Here is an 841-nt window from a genome sequence, read left to right as displayed (position 1 = left end):
GATCCTCTTTGTGTATTCTCGCTGAAATGTGCCACCCATTCTCGCTGAAATCTGCCACCCATTCTCGCTGAAGTTTGCCACCCCCTAGAGGGTGCGAGACGGACTCAGGAACAATGGATGCAAAGAGGCTGTGGCATCCTTATGTGGTGACTCAAAACCAACCACCCAAAGGTGCCACATGCCCAATAGGAGGATACCAATGAGAAAGATCGAAGAGGTACTGCGCCTCAGTGCGCAGGGCAAGAGTGTCAGGGTAATCAGCCGGGAGACGGGAGTATCTCGGCCAAGCGTGGCTACGTATCTAGAGAAGGCAGCAGAGCACGAGATCGGCTGGCCACTTCCAACGGGCATGGATGCGAAGAGCTTGGAGCAGTTGTTGTTCGCGGCGGTTGAGACAACAAAGAGTACGCCCGTGATTCCCAACTGGCAGGAGGTGGCCACCGAGATACAGGCTCATAATCACCTGACCCTACAACTGCTCTGGTTCTAAGTACAAGGAGCGCAATCCAAATGGGCTCAGCTATTCACGGTTCTGTGCTCGCTACCGAGAATGGAAGAAGATCAATGAAGTGGTCATGCACTTTGAGCACCGAGGAGGAGAGAAGCTCTTCTGTGACTTTGCCGGTGATACGGTCCCGATCTGGGACGACCACACTGGTGAGGTAAACTTCGCAGCTCAGCTCTTCGTCTCGGTGATGGGGGCAAGCTCCTATATCTTTGCCAAGGCGTTTGCCAACCAGAAGGCTGAGTCATGGACGGCTGGGGGAACGGCAGCATTCGAGTACATGGGAGCGGTTCCCATGTGTGTCGTTCCAGATAACCCCAAAGCGGTGGTCATCAA

Annotated in this window: 1 protein-coding gene and 1 pseudogene; both read left to right on the top strand. The window is 54.2% G+C overall.

Annotated features, from left to right (window positions below):
• The first annotated feature begins 199 nt into the window (after positions 1 to 199).
• Complete coding sequence (locus FEAC_RS14385) at positions 200 to 490, top strand: helix-turn-helix domain-containing protein (RefSeq protein ID WP_052566612.1); 291 nt, start codon at positions 200 to 202, stop codon at positions 488 to 490.
• An 85-nt stretch (positions 491 to 575) separates the two neighbouring features.
• A pseudogene (locus FEAC_RS14380) lies at positions 576 to 841 on the top strand (IS21 family transposase); the annotation flags it as partial.

The organism is Ferrimicrobium acidiphilum DSM 19497 (assembly GCF_000949255.1).
Taxonomy (GTDB): Bacteria; Actinomycetota; Acidimicrobiia; order Acidimicrobiales; family Acidimicrobiaceae; genus Ferrimicrobium; species Ferrimicrobium acidiphilum.
This window is presented reverse-complemented; position numbering and strand designations above follow the sequence as displayed.

Coding starts and splice junctions, on each gene's coding strand:
- FEAC_RS14385 (WP_052566612.1), top strand. CDS start 200: ATGAGAAAGATCGAAGAGGTACTGCGCCTCAGTGCGCAGGGCAAGAGT.